Source organism: Lysobacter oculi, assembly GCF_003293695.1.
Lineage (GTDB): Bacteria > Pseudomonadota > Gammaproteobacteria > Xanthomonadales > Xanthomonadaceae > Solilutibacter > Solilutibacter oculi.
The window spans coordinates 1769181-1786932 of sequence record NZ_CP029556.1 but is presented as its reverse complement, the minus strand read 5'-3'; the positions used below and the strand labels follow the sequence as shown (position 1 = coordinate 1786932).

Annotated in this window: 20 protein-coding genes and 1 tRNA gene; 17 read left to right on the top strand and 4 right to left on the bottom strand. The window is 65.5% G+C overall.

What is annotated here, in order from left to right:
* The first annotated feature begins 91 nt into the window (after window positions 1-91).
* The 6 genes from yegS to DCD74_RS08605 all read left to right on the top strand — a co-directional run bounded on the left by yegS (window position 92) and on the right by DCD74_RS08605 (window position 5845).
* Complete coding sequence (gene yegS / locus DCD74_RS08630; protein WP_112926958.1) at window positions 92-1066, top strand: lipid kinase YegS; 975 nt, start codon at window positions 92-94, stop codon at window positions 1064-1066.
* Between the two features lie 121 nt (window positions 1067-1187).
* The gene (gene trpE / locus DCD74_RS08625; protein WP_407072199.1) at window positions 1188-2669 is read left to right on the top strand and encodes an anthranilate synthase component I; all 1482 of its coding nucleotides are present in this window, start codon (window positions 1188-1190) and stop codon (window positions 2667-2669) included.
* A 10-nt stretch (window positions 2670-2679) separates the two neighbouring features.
* Entirely contained in the window at window positions 2680-3258 is a 579-nt protein-coding gene (locus tag DCD74_RS08620) for an anthranilate synthase component II (protein WP_112926957.1), read from the top strand.
* Window position 3259: 1 nt separating this feature from the next.
* Complete coding sequence (gene trpD / locus DCD74_RS08615; RefSeq protein WP_112926956.1) at window positions 3260-4300, top strand: anthranilate phosphoribosyltransferase; 1041 nt, start codon at window positions 3260-3262, stop codon at window positions 4298-4300.
* Window positions 4293-5102, top strand: a complete 810-nt coding sequence (trpC, locus tag DCD74_RS08610) for an indole-3-glycerol phosphate synthase TrpC (protein WP_112926955.1) — start codon at window positions 4293-4295, stop codon at window positions 5100-5102. Before trpD ends, trpC begins: the two co-directional genes overlap by 8 nt.
* 5 nt (window positions 5103-5107) lie before the next feature.
* Window positions 5108-5845: an HAD-IB family phosphatase gene (locus tag DCD74_RS08605; protein WP_112927754.1), complete on the top strand. Its 738-nt coding sequence runs from the start codon at window positions 5108-5110 to the stop codon at window positions 5843-5845.
* A 7-nt stretch (window positions 5846-5852) separates the two neighbouring features.
* Here DCD74_RS08605 and DCD74_RS08600 read toward each other — a convergent pair whose 3' ends face one another.
* The gene (locus DCD74_RS08600; protein WP_112926954.1) at window positions 5853-6302 is read right to left on the bottom strand and encodes a GNAT family N-acetyltransferase; all 450 of its coding nucleotides are present in this window, start codon (window positions 6300-6302) and stop codon (window positions 5853-5855) included.
* Window positions 6303-6331: 29 nt separating this feature from the next.
* A complete protein-coding gene (gene crp, locus DCD74_RS08595) occupies window positions 6332-7021 on the bottom strand; it encodes a cAMP-activated global transcriptional regulator CRP (protein WP_112926953.1) in 690 nt (229 codons plus the stop codon).
* A 122-nt stretch (window positions 7022-7143) separates the two neighbouring features.
* Here crp and speD point away from each other — a divergent pair, with 122 nt between their 5' ends.
* Entirely contained in the window at window positions 7144-7938 is a 795-nt protein-coding gene (speD, locus tag DCD74_RS08590) for an adenosylmethionine decarboxylase (RefSeq protein WP_112926952.1), read from the top strand.
* A 77-nt stretch (window positions 7939-8015) separates the two neighbouring features.
* On the opposite strand, the gene coq7 is transcribed toward speD, so the two are convergent.
* On the bottom strand, window positions 8016-8660 hold the full coding sequence (gene coq7 / locus DCD74_RS08585) for a 2-polyprenyl-3-methyl-6-methoxy-1,4-benzoquinone monooxygenase (protein WP_112927753.1): 645 nt from the start codon (window positions 8658-8660) through the stop codon (window positions 8016-8018).
* 180 nt (window positions 8661-8840) lie between these two features.
* Here coq7 and rplM point away from each other — a divergent pair, with 180 nt between their 5' ends.
* The 6 genes from rplM (at window position 8841) to maiA (ending at window position 12459) form a co-directional block, all read left to right on the top strand.
* On the top strand, window positions 8841-9269 hold the full coding sequence (rplM, locus tag DCD74_RS08580; RefSeq protein WP_112926951.1) for a 50S ribosomal protein L13: 429 nt from the start codon (window positions 8841-8843) through the stop codon (window positions 9267-9269).
* A gap of 10 nt (window positions 9270-9279) precedes the next feature.
* The gene (rpsI, locus tag DCD74_RS08575; RefSeq protein WP_112926950.1) at window positions 9280-9672 is read left to right on the top strand and encodes a 30S ribosomal protein S9; all 393 of its coding nucleotides are present in this window, start codon (window positions 9280-9282) and stop codon (window positions 9670-9672) included.
* A gap of 154 nt (window positions 9673-9826) precedes the next feature.
* A tRNA-Gln gene (locus tag DCD74_RS08570) sits at window positions 9827-9901 on the top strand.
* Window positions 9902-10006: 105 nt separating this feature from the next.
* Complete coding sequence (locus tag DCD74_RS08565) at window positions 10007-10741, top strand: 2OG-Fe dioxygenase family protein (RefSeq protein ID WP_112926949.1); 735 nt, start codon at window positions 10007-10009, stop codon at window positions 10739-10741.
* A 61-nt stretch (window positions 10742-10802) separates the two neighbouring features.
* Window positions 10803-11792: a fumarylacetoacetate hydrolase family protein gene (locus DCD74_RS08560; RefSeq protein ID WP_112926948.1), complete on the top strand. Its 990-nt coding sequence runs from the start codon at window positions 10803-10805 to the stop codon at window positions 11790-11792.
* A 10-nt stretch (window positions 11793-11802) separates the two neighbouring features.
* On the top strand, window positions 11803-12459 hold the full coding sequence (gene maiA, locus DCD74_RS08555; RefSeq protein ID WP_112926947.1) for a maleylacetoacetate isomerase: 657 nt from the start codon (window positions 11803-11805) through the stop codon (window positions 12457-12459).
* Between the two features lie 36 nt (window positions 12460-12495).
* Here the strand turns inward: maiA and DCD74_RS08550 are convergent, their stop codons facing one another.
* The gene (locus DCD74_RS08550; protein ID WP_112926946.1) at window positions 12496-13641 is read right to left on the bottom strand and encodes a PilT/PilU family type 4a pilus ATPase; all 1146 of its coding nucleotides are present in this window, start codon (window positions 13639-13641) and stop codon (window positions 12496-12498) included.
* Between the two features lie 271 nt (window positions 13642-13912).
* Here DCD74_RS08550 and DCD74_RS08545 point away from each other — a divergent pair, with 271 nt between their 5' ends.
* From DCD74_RS08545 to gmd, 4 genes are read left to right on the top strand one after another with little or no spacing between them, the layout of a single operon-like run.
* Window positions 13913-15175 (top strand): glycosyltransferase, encoded by a 1263-nt coding sequence (locus DCD74_RS08545; RefSeq protein ID WP_217424249.1) that lies wholly within the window; start codon window positions 13913-13915, stop codon window positions 15173-15175.
* Window positions 15168-15860 carry a hypothetical protein gene (locus DCD74_RS08540; RefSeq protein WP_112926944.1) on the top strand — a complete coding sequence of 231 codons (693 nt, stop codon included), beginning with the start codon at window positions 15168-15170 and terminating at the stop codon, window positions 15858-15860. The genes DCD74_RS08545 and DCD74_RS08540 overlap by 8 nt, the downstream gene beginning before the upstream one ends.
* Entirely contained in the window at window positions 15850-16785 is a 936-nt protein-coding gene (locus DCD74_RS08535) for a GDP-mannose 4,6-dehydratase (RefSeq protein ID WP_112926943.1), read from the top strand. Before DCD74_RS08540 ends, DCD74_RS08535 begins: the two co-directional genes overlap by 11 nt.
* The gene (gene gmd / locus DCD74_RS08530) at window positions 16775-17746 is read left to right on the top strand and encodes a GDP-mannose 4,6-dehydratase (RefSeq protein ID WP_112926942.1); all 972 of its coding nucleotides are present in this window, start codon (window positions 16775-16777) and stop codon (window positions 17744-17746) included. The genes DCD74_RS08535 and gmd overlap by 11 nt, the downstream gene beginning before the upstream one ends.
* Window positions 17747-17752 lie beyond the last annotated feature (6 nt).

Sequence of the window (17752 nt, the reverse complement as noted above, 5' to 3'; positions counted from 1 at the left end):
TTGGCTATGGCCTTCCATGCTCCGGGCCAAGCGTGACCGTTTGATGACCGGCTTCACGCGGAACCGGGGTACCTGCCGCTAGCGTGCGCCCATGTCCGCGCCGCCCTCCGTCTCCATGCTCATCCTCAACGGCAAGGCCGCGGCCGACGACGCTTTGCGTGCGGCGGTCATGGCGATGCGCGAAGCCGGCATGCCGCTCGACGTGCGGGTGACGTGGGAGGCGGGCGATGCCGTCCGCTTCGTCCACGAAGCGCTGGCGATGGGCGTCGACACGGTGATCGCGGCGGGCGGCGATGGGACCTTGAGCGCGGTCGCCACCGCGCTGGCCCGCATCGACGGCCGCGATGCCGATGCATTGCCGGCCATCGGCCTGGTGCCGCTGGGCACGGCCAATGATTTCGCGACCGCCGCCGGCATCCCGACGGATCCGCTCGCCGCCTTGCAGATGGTCCGCGAGCGCGATCCACGCGCCATCGACCTGCTGCGCATCCGCGACGACGCCAGCGAACACTGGTGCGCCAACCTCGCCAGTGGCGGTTTCGGCACCGAGGTCACGGTTGAGACGCACGAGACATTGAAGAGCCTGCTCGGTGGCCTGGCCTATGTGGTCACCGGGCTCGGCAAGCTGGGGCGCATCGAACCGCAGCACGCGCGGCTGGGTGGGCCCGGCTTCGAATGGCAGGGCGACTTCATCGCGCTCGGCATCGGCAATGGCCGGCAGGCGGGCGGCGGACAGGCGCTGTGCCCGGACGCCGTCATCGACGACGGCCTGCTCGACCTCACCGTGATCCCGCCGCTCGACGGCGAACTTGCCGCGACGCTCGGCACCGTGCTGGCCGAAGGCAAGGAAGCCGCGCTCGATCGCGTCGCGCTGCGCAGGCGCCTGCCATGGCTGGAGATCGCGCCGGCCGTGCCGCTCACGCTCAACCTGGACGGCGAACCGATGCAGGCCACCGGCTTCCGCATCGACTGCGTGCCGCGCCGCCTGCGCATGCACCTGCCGGAAGGCTCCTTGCTGCTGTCGAACGCGGCCTGGGGCGAGCGACCCGGGGCCTCGCCGCTTTGAAGGATGGGCGGCTTGTGGCTAAATACCGGCATGAACCTCGCAATCGCGCGAATCGTTGGCAACGGCAACTGGCGATGGTGGCCCGCAGCCCCCAGTCGTCCCTCCCGTTTGCCCACCGAGAATGCGCGTGATTTCCGAAGACACGTTCCAGCAGCTGGCCGCTGAAGGCCACACCCTCATCCCCGTCGTCCGCGAAGTCCCGGCCGACCTGGACACGCCGCTCTCCGTTTACCTGAAGCTGGCCGATGGCCCGCACAGCTATCTGTTCGAGTCGGTCGAAGGCGGCGAACGCTTCGGGCGCTGGTCGATCATCGGGCTGCCGGCACGGCGCGTGTACGCCTTCCACGGCTTCGAGCTGCGGGTGAGCGAGGACGGCGTGGAAGTGGAACGTCGCCACGTCGACGACCCATTGGCCGAGGTCGAAGCGATCCGCGCCGCGCAGCGCGTGCCGGACGTGCCGGGCTTGCCGGGTTTCGCGGGCGGGCTGGTCGGCTGGTTCGGCTTCGAGACCATCGGCTACATCGAGCCGCGCTTCGCCACCCCGCATCCGCGCGACGAACTCGGCACGCCGGACATCCTGCTGATGCAGAGCGACGAGCTGGCCGTCTTCGACAACCTCAAGGGCCGGCTCTATCTCATCGTCCACGCCGAAGCCGGTGCGCCGCATGCCTACGCCCGCGCGCAACGGCGGCTCGACGCGCTGGTGCACCGCCTGCGCCAGGCCGGCAGCGGCTATCCGGAAACCCTGCACGGCAAGGTGCTGGACGAAGCCGACTTCGCCAGCGGCTTCACCCGCGAAGGTTTCATCGAAGCGGTCGGCCAGGTGAAGGACTACATCCGCGCCGGCGACGTGTTCCAGGTGGTGCTGTCGCAGCGCCTGTCGGTGCCGTTCCACGCACGCCCGGTCGATGTCTATCGCGCGCTGCGGGCGATGAATCCGTCGCCCTACATGTATTTCCTCGACACCGGCGACTGCCAGGTGGTCGGTTCCTCGCCGGAAATCCTCGTGCGCCTGGACGCCAGCGAAGTCACCGTGCGCCCGATCGCCGGCACCCGTCCGCGTGGCGACACAGCCGCGCGCGATGCCGAGCTGGAAACCGAACTGCTGGCCGACCCGAAGGAACGCGCCGAACACGTGATGCTGATCGACCTGGGCCGCAACGATGTCGGCCGCGTCAGCGAGGCGGGCAGCGTGGCGCTGGGCGACAGCTTCACCATCGAGCGCTACAGCCACGTCATGCACATCGTCAGTGAAGTCACCGGCCGGCTGCGCGAAGGGCTCACCTATATGGATGTGCTGCGCGCGGCGTTCCCGGCCGGCACCGTGTCGGGCGCACCGAAGATCCGCGCGCTCGAAGTCATCCGCGACCTGGAGCCGGTCAAGCGCAACGTGTATTCCGGTGCGGTCGGCTACATCGCATGGAACGGCGATGCCGACACCGCCATCGCGATCCGCACCGCGGTGATCCAGGACGGGCGGCTGCACGTGCAGGCCGGCGCCGGCATCGTCCACGACTCCGACCCGGAAGCGGAATGGCAGGAAACGATGGCCAAGGGACGCGCGCTGTTCCGCGCGGTGGCGCAGGCGGCGAAAGGACTCTGAGGACGCATCGATGATCCTGATGATCGACAACTACGACAGCTTCACCTTCAACCTCGTGCAGTACCTGCAGGCGCTGGGGGCCGAAGTGCGGGTGGAGCGCAACGACGCGCTGACGGTGGCGGACATCGAGCGCCTTGCACCGGACAAGATCGTGATTTCGCCCGGCCCGTGCACGCCGAACGAGGCGGGCATCTCGACGGACGTCATCGAAACGCTGGGTCGGCGCATTCCGATCCTCGGCGTCTGCCTCGGCCACCAGGCCATCGGCCAGGTGTATGGCGGCGATGTGGTGCGCGCGGGTCGGATCATGCACGGCAAGACCTCGCGCATCCGGCATGAGGGCAGGGGCGTCTTCGCGAATCTCCCCGACGGTTACGAAGCGACGCGCTACCACTCGCTGGTGGTGGCGAAGGACAGGCTGCCCGATGTGCTGGAGATCACCGCCTGGACGGAGAACGAGGACGGTTCGATGGAGGAGATCATGGGCCTGCGCCATCGCGAGCATCCGGTGGAAGGCGTGCAGTTCCACCCCGAGTCGATCCTGACCGAACACGGCCACGCGTTGCTGCGCAATTTCCTGGAGCGCTGAAATGCCGATCACGCCGCAGCAAGCGCTCCAGCGCACCATCGAGCACCGCGAGATCTTCTTCGACGAAATGGTCGAGCTGATGCGCCAGGTGATGCGCGGCGAAGTTTCGCCGGTGATGACCGCGGCCATCCTCACCGGCCTGCGCGTCAAGAAGGAAACGGTGGACGAGATCGCCGGCGCGGCCACGGTGATGCGTGAGTTCTCGCGCAAGGTGGACGTGGCCGACCGCACGCATCTGGTCGATATCGTCGGCACCGGCGGCGATGGCGCGCACACCTTCAACATCTCGACCGCGTCGATGTTCGTCGCGGCGGCGGCCGGCGCGCGCGTGGCCAAGCACGGCGGGCGCAGCGTGTCGTCGAGTTCCGGCAGCGCGGACGTGCTGGAAGCATTGGGCGCGAACATCGAACTGGCGCCGGCACAGGTGGCGGAATGCATTGCCGAAACCGGCATCGGTTTCATGTACGCGCCGCTGCACCATCCGGCGATGAAAGTGGTGGCGCCGGTGCGCCGCGAACTCGGCGTGCGCACGCTGTTCAACATCCTCGGGCCGCTGACCAATCCGGCAGGCGCGGAAAACATCCTGATGGGCGTGTTCCACCCCGATCTGGTCGGCATCCAGGTGCGCGTGCTGCAGGCGCTCGGCGCCAAGCGTGCGTTGGTGGTGTGGGGGCGCGATGGCATGGACGAACTCTCGCTCGGCGCGGCCACGCTGGTCGGCGAGCTGCGCGATGGCGAGGTGCGCGAGTACGACGTGCATCCGGAAGACTTCGGCATCGCGATGGCGCATACCCGCAACCTCTGCGTACGCGATGCGGCGGAGTCGAAGGATCGCGTGCTGGAAGCGCTGTCCGGCACGCCCGGGCTGCCGGCGGAGATCGTGGTGATGAATGCCGGCGCAGCCCTGCATGCAAGCGGTCGCGCGGAAGGCATCGAGGCGGGCATCCGCCTTGCGCGCGAGGCGATCGCCTCCGGTGCCGCACGCGACAAGCTGGAACATTTCGTCCGGGTGACACAACGACTGGGGAAGACGCATGAGTGACGTGTTGCAGGCCATCCTTGGCCGCAAGCGCGAGGAAGTGATCGCGCGCAGCGCGCAGGCACCGCTGGCCGCGTTGGAAGAACAGCTGGCGGGCGCACCTGCCGTGCGTGGTTTCGAAGCCGCGTTGCGCGAAAAGATCGAGGCGGGCGAGGCGGCGGTGATCGCCGAGGTCAAGAAAGCCAGCCCGTCGAAGGGCGTGATCCGCGCCGACTTCGATCCGGCGGCCATCGCGCAAAGCTACGAGCGTGGCGGCGCGGCCTGCCTGTCGGTGCTGACCGATGTCGATTTCTTCCAGGGCAGCGATGCCTACCTGCAGCAGGGGCGCAATGCCTGCGGGCTGCCGGTGCTGCGCAAGGACTTCGTCATCGACCCGTACCAGGTTACCGAAGCGCGCGTGCTCGGCGCGGATTGCGTGCTGCTGATCGTCGCCGCGCTGGACGATGTGATGCTGCATCACCTCAGCGCGCATGCGCTGACGCTGGGCATGGACGTGCTGATCGAATCGCACGATGGCGACGAATACGCGCGTGCGCTGCAGGTGCCCGGCCTGCATGGGCGGATGCCGGTCCTCGGCATCAACAACCGCGACCTGCGCGATTTCTCGGTCTCGCTCGACACCACGCTGGCCTTGCTGCCCGCGCTGCCCGAAGGCCGCCTGCTGGTCACCGAAAGCGGCATCCACACCCGCGATGACGTGGAGAGGATGCGCGAAGCCGGCATCGACGCCTTCCTCGTCGGCGAGGCCTTCATGCGCGCCGACGAGCCGGGCGAAGCGCTCGCCACGCTATTCTCCGGCGCATGAGCGAGATGCCCGCCCCATCGTGTTATGCCGCGCCGCGCGCCGACGGCCCGCTGGTCGTCTTCGACTTCGACCACACGCTCTACGACGGCGATTCCGGCACCCATCTGTTCAAGTGGCTGATCGCCCCCCGCGCGTGGTGGCGGCAGCTGCTCGCGCTGCTGCTGGCGCTGTTCGCGCCGATGATCGCCTTCCTGCCGATGCGCAGGCGCGGCATCTCCGCCTTCGTCTGGGCCGGCACCGTGGGCCTGCATCGCCGCCGTGACCTCGACGAACTCATCGACCGCTACGTGCTGGCCAATGCCGAGGCGATCAAGGCGAAGCTGCTGCCGATCGCCCTCGACGTGCTGCATCGCCATCGCGAAGCCGGTGACCGCGTCATCGTCGCCACCGGTGCGCCGCCGGAACTGGCCCGCGCGATCCTCGCCTTCGTCGCGCATGAGGATGTGCCGGTGATCGGAACGCTGGTCGGCCCGAAATTCGGCGCGGTCGGCGCGATCCGCCACTGCCACCACGAGATGAAGGTGCGGATGATCCGCGAGGCCGGTTACACGCAGCCGATCTGGCGCGCCTATACCGACAGCAGCGCCGACCTGCCGCTGCTGCTGGCCGCGACCGAGCCGGTGGTGGTCAACCCGAAGCCGAAGCGGGTGGCAATGTTCCGCGAGCGCCTGCCCGCCGGCACGCCGATCCTCAACTGGGGTTGCCCGGGACGTGCGGGCGACAGGGTGGAAGCGGCAGGCTGAGGCCGGATCAGCTTCCGAGGTGTTTGACGAAGCGGACCGTGCCGTCGCTGTAGCCGCAGGCGCGATAGAACGCGTGGGCTTCGGTGCGCTGCGAGCCGCTGGTGATCTCCAGCCGCGCCGCGCCGCCGGTGCGCGCACGGCGTTCGGCCTCGCGCAGCAACAGCTTGCCGAGGCCGCGGCCCTGCGCGTCGGGCGTCACCACCATCGCGGTGATGCGGCAGGTGGTGGTGCCGAGCGGCAGGTAGTACATGAAGTCGAGGGCGATCAGGCCGCAGACCGCACCGTCCTGCCGGGCGAGGACGAGCGCCTGGCGTTCGTTGGCGATGATCGAATGGATGCGCTCGCTGGCGTCCTCGCGGTCGCAGGGATAGCCCAGCATCGACAGCAGGACCGCGACATCATCCGCATCCATCAGCGATGCGCTGCGCAGGTCCACGTTGTCGGTCGGCTCATGCATCACTCTGCTCCGGCGCTGAAGCGGTGCCGTCAGCGGGTGCCGTACAGCACCAGGGTCTTGCCGCGGGCGTGCAGCTTGCCGTCGGCCTGCAGTTTCTTCAGCACGCGGCCGGCCATTTCGCGCGAGCAGCCGACCAGTCGCGCCAGCTCCTGACGCGAGATGCGCAGCTGGGTGCCCTGCGGGTGGCTCATCGCATCCGGCTCCTCGGCCAGATCGTGCAGGGTGCGGGTGATGCGGTCGGCCACGTCCAGGAAGGCAAGGCGGCTGGCCTTGCGGCTGGTGTCGCGCAGGCGGCGGGTCAGCTGGGTGGCGATGCCGTAGAGCAGCTTCGGCGCATCCGCGGCCAGTGCGCCGGTCATCAGCTGCAGGAACTGGTCGCAGTTGATTTCCGCCAGTTCGCAGGCGGCGCGCGTGCGCAGGGTGACTTCGCGCTGCTGCGGCGTGTTGCCGAACAGCCCCATTTCGCCGACGAATTCGCCGGGTCCGAAGTAGCCCAGGATCAGCTCGCGGTTGTCGTCCTCTTCCGCCAGGATCGCCACCGAGCCGTCGATCACGTAATACATGGTGCCGGAGGCGTCACCCGGCCGGAAAATGTCGGTGCGCGAGGGATAGCGGCGGCGTTGCGCGTGCTGCAGAAAGCGTTCGATCGTGGGCCCATCGGGGGAGAGGGGACCGGCCTGGCGACGCAGCGCCAGGCTGAGTGATGCAGGAAGGATCATCTCAAAGCCGGCAGGACGGGAATCAACCAAGCTTAGGCGCTCGCAGGGCACACGGCAAACTCACGGGCGGCCGGGCGGGGGATGCTCCATAATGCCGGCCTCGTGTCCCGTGGAGTTCCGCCGTGGTCAAGCCGTTGCCGCGCCTGAAGCTGCAAGGTTTCAACAACCTCACCAAGTCGCTGTCGTTCAACATCTACGACGTCTGCTATGCGGCGTCCGAAGACGAGCGCCGTCGCTATATCGAATACATCGATGAGCAGTACGACGCCGATCGACTGACCCAGATCCTGACCGACGTGGCCGAGATCATCGGCGCCAACATCCTCAACATCGCGCGCCAGGACTACGATCCGCAGGGCGCTTCGGTGACGATCCTGATCTCCGAGCAGCCGGTGATCGACAAGAAGGATGCCGGCAAGGAAATCATTTCCGACGCCGTCGTCGCGCACCTCGACAAGTCGCACATCACCGTGCACACCTATCCGGAAACGCATCCGGACAATGGCATCGCGACCTTCCGAGCCGACATCGACGTCTCCACCTGCGGCGTCATCTCGCCGCTGAAGGCGCTGAACTACCTCATCGAATCGCTGGAAAGCGACATCGTGGTGATGGATTACCGCGTGCGCGGCTTCACCCGCGACGTGAAGGGCAAGAAGCACTACATCGACCACAAGATCAATTCGATCCAGGACTACCTGGCGAAGAACATCAAGGCGCGTTACGAGATGCTCGACGTCAACGTGTACCAGGAAGCCCTGTTCCACACCAAGATGCACCTGAAGGAATTCGACCTCGACAACTACCTGTTCGAGGAGAAGGCGAAGAACCTGTCGTTCAAGGAGCGCATGAAGATCGAGCAGCGCCTGCGCCGCGAGATCGAGGAGCTCTACCAGGGCCGCAACCTGGCCGACTGAGTTCCGGTCCGTTCGCGATGCATCAGCAGGAAGGCCGCCCTTGGGCGGCCTTCTTCATAGGGCGAGGTGGCTTCGTTTCAGATCCGGTAGGCCACCGTCTTCATCACCTTGGACGCCGCGGCCATGAGCGCGGGGATTGGGAAGGGAAGCGTGCGCGCACCGGCGATTTCCGCCTGCTGCGCGTGGCGGGCCTCGTCCTCCTTCATCTGCCCGAGGATGGCGCGGCTCCGCAGGTCCTCGGGTGGGAGCGATGCCAGGTGTTCGCCGATGTGGGCTTCGACCTGGCGCTCGGTCTCGACCACGAAGCCGAGGTTCCAGCCGTCGCCGCGCAGGCCGGCCAACGCGCCGATCGCGAAGCTGCCGCCGTACCAGAGCGGGTTGAGCAGGCTGGTGCGGCTGCCCAGTTCGTCCAGCCGTTCGGCGCACCAGGCGAGGTGATCGGTTTCCTCCTGCGCCGCGTGCAGGAGCTGGGTGCGGGTGGCGGGCTCGCGCGCGACCGTGGCCTGGCCGATGTAGAGCGCCTGCGCGCAGACCTCGCCGACGTGGTTGATGCGCATCAGGCCGGCGGCGTGGCGGCGTTGGGCTTCCGCCATCACCACGTCCGGACAGGATGCGGCAGGGCTTTCGCGCTCGGCCAGCGGCTGGCCGAACACCGTTTCCAGGGCGTTCTGGCCGCCGGCGAGCAGGCGGTCGAGCGGGCTGAGTCGGCGGATGTTGTCCATGCCCGCATTCTGCGCCATGCCGGGACCCGGGGGATGGCCGGGAACCCGGGGCTTGCGCCGCCCGGACCAGGTGGCTACAATCCCGCCTCTTTGCTGCCTGTCAGCAATACAACGCGTGGCGAAGTTCCGCAGGCCCCAGGCCCGCGCAACCACCCCGACCAGTCACCACAGAGCGACATCATGAAGACCTATACCGCCAAGAACGAGACCGTCCAGCGCGACTGGTACGTCGTTGACGCCGAAGGCAAGACCCTCGGCCGCCTCTCCGCCGAACTGGCCCACCGCCTCCGCGGCAAGCACAAGCCGATCTACACGCCGCACGTCGATGCCGGCGACTACATGGTCGTCATCAACGCCGAGAAGATCGTCGTGACCGGCAACAAGCTGGCCGACAAGAAGTACCACCGCTTCACCGGCTACATCGGCAACCTCAAGACCGAGACCTTGGGCCAGGCGCTGGAGCGCCATCCCGAGCGCGTCATCGAGATCGCGGTCAAGGGCATGCTCCCGAAGAACCCGCTCGGTCGCGCGATGTTCAAGAAGCTCAAGGTCTACAAGGGCTCCGAGCACCCGCACGCGGCGCAGCAGCCGCAGGTCCTGGACATCTAAGGTCGAAACCATGGCAATTCAGCAGAATTACGGCACCGGCCGTCGCAAGTCCTCCACCGCCCGCGTGTTCCTGCGCAAGGGCGAGGGCAACATCACCGTCAACGGCCGTCCGCTGGACGAGTTTTTCGGCCGCGAGACCGCGCGCATGATCGTGCGCCAGCCGCTTGAGTTGACCCAGTCGACCGACAAGTTCGACGTGGTCGCCACCGCGGCCGGCGGCGGCACCACCGGCCAGGCCGGTGCGATCCGCCTCGGCATCGCCCGCGCGCTGGTCGAGTACGACGAAACCCTCAAGTCGGAGCTGCGCAAGGCCGGCCTGATGACCCGCGACGCCCGCGAAGTCGAGCGTAAGAAGGTCGGCCTGCACAAGGCGCGTCGCGCCACGCAGTTCTCGAAGCGCTAAGCCACTCGTCCGCTGGCGTTGTTGTGGCAGCTTGCCTGTACCGTCAGTACAGGCTGCGCTACCACGCCTAGCCAGCGAACGATTGTCTACGCGCTTCCTTGGAAGACCCGCTTCGGGGTTCTTTCGGAAACGCAAGCCGCTATAATCGCTCCATAGCCCCGTCGCCAAGCGGTAAGGCACCTGACTCTGACTCAGGCATTCGGTGGTTCGAATCCATCCGGGGCTGCCAAACCAGGATCCTCCCACGCGCTGTCCGGGACGATCGACGAAAAGCCCGCCTTTGGCGGGCTTTTTCGTTTTCGCGGGATGCCGTTGCAGCTGCCGGAGTGAGTCGATGTTCCAACCGCCGTTTTCCTCGCCGCAGTCACTCCTGGCCGACATGGCGACGAAGGGATATGCATTGCTGACACCGGGCGATGTGCAGCAGCTGACGGGATGTTCGGCTGCCGAGTTGCACGCGCTGCTGCCGGCATGGGACGACCTGCCGCCCGACGACTACCTGCGCGATGGCGGCCGCTACCGCTACCGACGCCACGCGAGCTATCGCAGCGAGAAAGGCCTGTTGGAGGATGTGCCGCATCGCGCGCACTGGCAGTCGCTTGACTACAACGCGCTGCATGGCGGGATGTTGCGCTGGTTCGCGCCGGTGCTCGATGCCACCCGCGCGCAGCCAGCGTGGAACCGCGTCATCACCTCGATCGCCGGCATCTGCGATCAGGTGCGCGGCCCGCATCGCTGGTCGGTGGAGGCGCACCAGTTCCGCATCGATACCAGTGATGGCATCGGCCGGCCGACGCCGGAAGGCGCGCATCGCGATGGCGTCGATTTCGTCGCGGTCTTCCTGCTGGCGCGGCACCGGATCAAGGGCGGCGAGACGCGCGTGTTCGAAGCCGATGGACCGAACGGCCTGCGCTTCACGCTGGAAGCGCCGTGGAGCCTGATGCTGCTCGACGACCCGCGCGTCATCCATGAATCCACGCCGATCCAGCCCGCAGACGAAGGCGTGACCGGCCATCGCGACACTCTCGTGTTGACCTATCGCGCCGGCGGTTTCCAGGACGAGGTCTGACCGTTCGCGAACGCTCAAGCGCGTATGGGAGAATGGCGTTTTCCCATCAGGCGGACATCGGATGAAGCTGGGCTCACTGAAGGAAGGCGGCCGCGACGGCACGCTGATCGTCGTCTCCCGCGACCTCGCGCGCGGCGTGCGCGCCACCGGCATCGCATCGACCCTGCAGCAGGCGCTGGAAGACTGGAGCAACATCGCGCCGCGCCTCAACGCGCTTTATGTGCAGCTCAACGAAGGGCAGGCCGAAGGCGCTTTCGACATCGACCTGCAGCTGTTGGCCGCGCCGCTACCGCGTGCGTATGAGTTCGTCGATGGCAGCGCCTATCTGCCGCATGTCGAGCGCGTGCGCCGCGCGCGTGGCGCCGAGGTGCCGGAGAGTTTCTACGTCGATCCGCTGATGTACCAGGCGGTGAGTGCCGGCTTCTATGGCCCGCGCGATCCGGTGAAGGTGGTCGATGAGGCTTACGGTATCGACCTCGAGGCGGAGATCGTGGTGGTCACCGATGACGTGCCGATGGCCGTCACGCCGGAGCAGGCGTCATCGCACATCCAGCTGGTCGGGCTGGTCAACGATGTCTCGCTGCGCAACCTGATTCCGGGCGAGTTGGCGAAGGGCTTCGGCTTCCTGCAGTCGAAGCCGCGTTCGGCGCTGTCGCCGGTGTTCGTGACGCCCGATGAGCTGGGCGGCGATTGGCGCGACGACAAGCTGCACCTGCCGCTGCTGACGCACATCAATGGCGAGTGGTTCGGTGCGCCGGAAGCGGGTGAGGACATGCAGTTCAGCTTCGCGCAGCTGGTGGCGCATGCGGCGAAGACGCGTCCGCTGTCGGCCGGCACCATCGTCGGCTCCGGCACCATCGCCAACGAGGACACGTCGCGCGGCGCATCGTGCTTCGCCGAACGCCGCACCATCGAGACGCTGGAAACCGGCAAGCCGATCACGCCCTTCATGTCGTTCGGCGACAGCGTGCGCGTGGAGATGCTCGATCACGATGGCCGCAGCATCTTCGGCGCCATCGAACAGGTGATAGAACGCCAGCCTGCGCCCTGAGGAGGATGCGATGAACGACGCGCTGACGCTGTATTCCTACTGGCGATCCAGCGCGGCGTATCGCGTGCGCATCGGGCTCAATCTCAAGGGGCTGGTCTACGAAACCCGCCCCGTGCACCTGGTGCGTGACGGCGGCGAGCAGCACGCCGAAGACTATCGCGCGCTCAATCCGCAGGAACTGGTGCCGATGCTGGTGGATGGCGAACGCCGCATCACCCAATCACTGGCGATCCTCGAATACCTGGACGAAGTGTTTCCGAAGCCGGCGCTGCTGCCTGCGGATGCGCGTGGTCGCGCGCGGGTGCGGTCGTTGGCGATGCTGATCGCCTGTGACATCCACCCGCTGAACAACCTGCGCGTGCTGCAGTACCTCAAACGTGAGAACGCGCTGGAACAGCCGGCCATCGATACATGGGTGCTGCACTGGATGCGCGAGGGATTCGCCGCCATGGAGGCGATGCTCGCCGATGCGCCGGGCACCGGCACGTTCTGTCACGGTGAAACGCCGACGATCGCCGACTGCTGCCTGGTGCCACAGCTCTACAACGCGCGCCGCTTTGCACTGGATCTGTCGCCTTATCCGACGCTGGTGCGCATCGATGCGAACTGCCTCGCGCTGCCGGCGTTCGATGTCGCGCGGCCCGAGAGCCAGCCCGACGCGGCCTGAAGCCCTGCGATGCGGCCGAAGCCGCATCCCGGTACGTCAGAAGTTGGTGTCGTCGAAGCCTTGCGAGATGCCCGGTGCCTTGCTGGTGAAGACATCCGCGTAGGCATCGTGCTCGCCGGTGCTGCCTTCGGACAAACGGAACTTGAGGGCAAGGCCTTCGCGTGAATCCGCGGCGCGCAGCGCTTCCTCCATCCCGATCTTGCCCTGCTTCTGCATGTCGAACAGGGCCTGGTCGAAGGTCTGCATCTGCTCGGACAGCGACTCCTCCATCGCCGGCTTGATCTTGTGCACTTCGCCGCGGCGCATCAGGTCGCGGATGTGCGGGGTATTGAGCAGCACCTCCACCGCCGGCAGGCGCTTGCCGTCCACCCCCTTCACCAGACGCTGCGAGATCACCGCGTTGAGGTTGAGCGAGAGGTTCATCAGCACGTTCTTGTGCGCCGCCTCGGGGAAGAAGTTGAGGATGCGCTCCAGCGCCTGGTCGGCGTTGTTGGAGTGCAGGGTGGCGAGGCAGAGGTGGCCGGTCTCGGAGAAGGTGATCGCGGCTTCCATCGTCGCGGCATCGAGGATCTCGCCGATGAGGATGACGTCGGGCGCCTCGCGCATGGCATTCCTCAGCGCCTCGTGGAAGCTGTGGGTGTCGATGCCGACCTCGCGCTGGTTGACCAGCGAACGCTTGTGGCGGTGCAGGAACTCTATCGGGTCCTCGATGGTGAGGATGTGGCCGGTCATGTTGTTATTGCGGTGGTCGATCATCGACGCCAGCGTGGTCGATTTGCCCGAGCCGGTCGAACCCACCACCAGCACCAGGCCACGCGGCGAGGTGATGACGTCCTTCAGCACCTGCGGCAGCTGCAGGTCCTCGATGCTCGGGATATCGGTGCGGATGGCGCGGATGACCATGCCGACCTCGCCACGCTGCTTGAACACGTTCACGCGGAAACGGCCGGCGTCGTGGATCGCCATGGCCATGTTCAGCTCCATGTCGCGCTCGAACGCCTCGATCTGCTCGCGGTCCATGAGCGAGTAGGCGATGCGCTCGACCAGCCCGGGCGGCAGGCTGGTGGTGCCGAGCGGGTACAATTTGCCTTCCACCTTGATGTGGATGGGCGCACCGGTGGACAGGAACATGTCCGACCCGTGCTTCTCAGTCATGAGTTTAAGGAAGTGTCCGATGTCCATGGAGCCACGCAGTTTTGTTCGTTCCGGCTATGGCAACAGGGTTTCTGTCTGCGCGCAAGGTCAACTCTTCCACGGGATGCGTCGAACATGGCCGTAGATGCTCCAAGCCATCCCGTAACGGATTGCGGGCCCTGATGGCATTCCTTTCCACACAAGGGCGTCCAAGCGCAGGACAGTGTCCGTCAATTGCGACTTTGTCAGCATGACGGGCGCATGCGTGCGGCTCAAGAAAAGCGGGGCCGCACTGTTCGTGCGTCACCGCCACATGCCGATGCTGCGGACGATCTACGGTCGATTGCCTGCATCACTGCGGCTATGGATCTCTTCCCGGGTGACGGCATGGGGGCGGACGGCGATTGCCGACATGCGCTTCCCGGATACCTTGGCGTGGCGGCAGCCTGTTGAGTTGGCTCGTCCACGCGCAGGATCGCTGGGGTATCTGGAAAGCGATGGTCTCAATGTGTTCGGTTTCTTCGATGGGCGGTTCGGGTTGGCGGAGAGTGCGAGGCTGTACACGCGCGCGCTGCTCGAATGCGGGGTCCCGCTGGCGATCCACAATCTCCCCAGACCAGCAGAACATGATGGCGGGGATCGCGAGTTCGACGGACTGTATTCCAGCGACATGCCATATCCCGTCTCGCTGGTCTTCGCCAACCCGGGCCAGCTGTCGGCCGCGGATCTGGCTCGGATCCGTGCGAGAACATCCGACAACCTGATCGTTGGCTGCTGGTTTTGGGAGCTGCCGCGCATTCCCAACGCATGGCAAGCTGCACTTGCAGATGTCGATGCGGTGCTCGTGGCTTCGGAATTCATAGAAAAAGCCATGATCGGAGCGAGCGACAAACCCGTTTTGCGCGTGCCGGTTCCCATTGCGCCACGCGCGGACAGCGGCTTGTCGCGCGCGGATTTCGGCTTGCGTGATGACGTCTACGTCTTCCTGACCTCCTTCGACTATCACTCTTCGTTCGCGCGCAAGAATCCGCTGGGAGCCGTGCAGGCGTTTCGCGAAGCCTTTCCGGCAGGGGACGAAGCTGTTGCGCTTCTGGTGAAATCCACGCACGCACGCGAGCATCCATTTGCCGCACATGCCCTGCTCTCCGCCGCCGACGGCGATCCACGCATCATCTTCGTGGACCAGAACATCGACGCTGCCCACAGGCGTGCTTTGCAGCGCTGCTGCGATGCCTATCTGTCGCTGCATCGCGCCGAGGGCTTTGGCCTGGGGATGGCGGAGTTCGCGCTGACAGGCAAGCCCGTCATTGCAACGGGCTGGTCCGGAAGCGTCGATTTCCTGGCGGGCTCGCCCTATGCGGTGGATTGCCGTTTGCGCGAGTTGCGCAATGACGAATATCCGCATAGCCATGGCGAGGTCTGGGCGGAACCGGATCTGGCCCATGCAGCCAGACTGATGAAAAAGGCGGTCGACGGACCGCGCAGAATGCCTTCGGCAGTGGCCGAGTTCCTGGATCCACTGCGCAACAGCGAAAGTCTGGTCAGGGCAATAGAATCGATCAGGAGGCAGGCGCATGCTTGATTCGAGCGGCACAACGGGTATCGAAAGCGTGGAAGAGGTCATGCGGCGCGTGCTGGCCGAGGCACGACGTCTGCGGTTGAGCATGGGCCTTCCCATGGAACCGGAAGCGGCCACGGCGTCCTTGCGGACCCAGCGCGAGCTCATTGAGCGCGGCGTCTATCATGTCGCCGATTTCATGCACTTCCACGACCTTCCGTTCGTGGTGAACGGATACCGCGCGCTGCTGAGACGGCAGCCGTCGGAAACCGAACTGGCCATGCACCTGGCGGCCTTGCGGGAAGGAAGTGCGACACGGATCGAACTGCTTGCATCGCTGCGTTTCAGCGTGGAGGGCATGGCGAAAGGCGTGCCGGTGAAGAAGTTGCGGCAGGCATGGGAGATCTCGAGGATCAAGCGCATTCCGTTCGTTGGGCCCGTCTTCGCATGGATTCATGGTTTCCTTAGACTGGGCAGGCTGGAGCGCGAACTGGAATTCATGGGTGCCGCGCATGCGATGGACCTGGTCGAAATGGAAGCACGACTCGCGCGGACCTCCGTGGTGGCGACAGGCACGATGGCCGACCTGGCCCAGGCTTCGGCGTCGACGGAAGAACTGCAACGCCGGATGGAGACGATGCAGGAGCGATTGATGGAACTTGAATCCGGGCGGATTCGCGGCGTGGAGGCATTATCCAGTGGCCGTTGAGCACCACTTCAAGCGGATCCTCGTGACGGGTGCCAGTGGATTCGTTGGTCGGCATTTCATAGATGCCGCCGAGCGCGGATCAGGGATTCGCATCGAGACGATGGACTCAGGGACCGATCTGCGCGATCCCGATGCCGTCGCCGCGCGGGTGCGGACCGCAACACCCGACGCGATACTGCATCTTGCGGCGCAAAGCAGCGTGCCAAGATCGTTTGAGGACCCCGCAGGCACGTTGTCCGTCAATTTCACCGGCACCCTCAACCTGCTGCAGGCACTGCAGGCTGCGGAATTCAAAGGTCGTTTGCTTTTCGTGAGTTCAGGCGACATCTATGGACATGTCGCCGAGGACAACCTGCCGGTACGCGAAGATGCTCCTCCGCCGCGCCCGCTCAACCCGTACGCATTGAGCAAGGTCTGTGCCGAAGCACTGTGTCTGCAATGGCGCCGTGCACATGGCTTGGATGTGGTGATTGCGAGGCCATTCAATCACATAGGCCCCGGGCAAGGCGAAGGCTTCGTCCTGCCCTCAGTCGCTGTGCAGCTGGCCCGGGCCCCTCGCGGCCAAGACGTCATCACGCTCTTGATGGGCGATGTGGACACGACCCGGGATTTCTGCGATGTGCGGGATGTGGTGGAGGCATATCTGGCCTTGCTTGCGCGCGGACGGGCAGGGGAAACCTACCTCATCGGTTCGGGCGTGGAAAGACGGGTGCGCGATCTGATAGCGGAAATGGCCTGTTTGGCCGGCGTAGGCGTGCGCATCGAGCGGGATCCGGGCAAGTTCCGTCCGGCAGACCAGCGCCGGATGGTGGCTTGCATCGATAAAATCCGTGACCATACTGGCTGGTTCCCGCGTCGTCCGATGCTGGAAACGCTGGCAGACATTCTCGAATACGCCAAGGAAAAAAACCTCAATGTCGAATAAAAGTGCTTTGATCACCGGAATCACCGGTCAGGACGGCGCCTATCTGGCGCAGCTGCTGCTGTCCAAAGGTTACCGCGTGGCGGGCCTGCATCCCCGCCGCAGTACCGATACGCTGTGGCGGTTGCGCGAACTGGAAGTGGATAGAGACATCACCTTCATCGACGGTGATCTGACCGACTTGGCCTCGTTGATCCGTGCAATAGAGCAGTCAGGTGCAAGTGAGGTCTACAACCTCGGGGCACAGAGTTTCGTTGGCTCATCATGGAGCCAGCCCATCCTGACGGCTCAGGTCGACGGGGTCGGTGCGCTCAATGTCCTCGAGGCGGTTCGCATCGTGAACCGGCAGGCGCGCTTTTACCAGGCGTCCACAAGTGAAATGTTCGGCCTGATTCAGGCCGAGCGCCAGGACGAAACCACGCCCTTCTATCCACGCAGCCCATATGGCGTGGCGAAACTGATGGCGCACTGGGCGACCGTCAATTACCGGGAGAGCTTCGGGATGCACGCCTCGAGCGGCATCCTGTTCAACCACGAGTCGCCACTGCGGGGCATCGAGTTCGTGACCCGCAAGGTGACGGATGCAGTTGCGCGCATCAAGCGTGGGAAGCAGAAGGAGTTGCATCTGGGCAATATCGACGCCAAGCGTGACTGGGGCTTTGCCGGGGATTACGTTGAGGCGATGTGGCTGATGCTGCAGCAGGATTCCGCCGACGATTATGTCGTGGCGACAGGCCAGACGACGACGGTGCGCGACATGTGCAGGATCGCCTTCGAGCACGTCGGGCTTTCGATGGATGACCACGTGGTCATCGATGAAAAATACTATCGCCCGGCGGAAGTCGACGTATTACTTGGCAACCCGTCCAAGGCGCAGAAGCAGCTGGGCTGGACTCCCAAGACCAGCCTGGAAGACCTGATCACCATGATGGTCGATGCCGACATGCGCAGACAAACGGCCTGAAGCCTG